Consider the following 246-nt stretch of genomic DNA (forward strand, 5'->3'; position numbering starts at 1 on the left):
CCATCCGGCCTCGACGACTTCGCCTGGACCCGTGGCGCGAACCGGCGATCCACTCACAGCCCGAAAGTCGATGCCCGTATGCAGGGCCGGCCGCTTCAGAAACGGGTCCGTGCGATAGCCGAAGCCGGACGAGCGTGGCGCGATGATGGGGCGTCCGAGAGGCAGGGACGCGAGCTTGCGGCGCATATCCTGCACATTGGCGAGAGTGGAATCGATTCCGTCGATGGTTTCCACGAAGGCGAGCCC

At 65.9% G+C, this 246-nt stretch carries 1 protein-coding gene; it reads right to left on the reverse strand.

Going from position 1 to position 246, the window contains the following annotated elements:
- Positions 1–234: M23 family metallopeptidase (locus CH341_RS35565; protein ID WP_210208752.1), on the reverse strand; the 234-nt coding region annotated here is incomplete at its 3' end.
- Positions 235–246: the final 12 nt, after the last annotated feature.

Origin of the sequence: Rhodoplanes roseus (assembly GCF_003258865.1) — a bacterium.
GTDB lineage: Bacteria > Pseudomonadota > Alphaproteobacteria > Rhizobiales > Xanthobacteraceae > Rhodoplanes > Rhodoplanes roseus.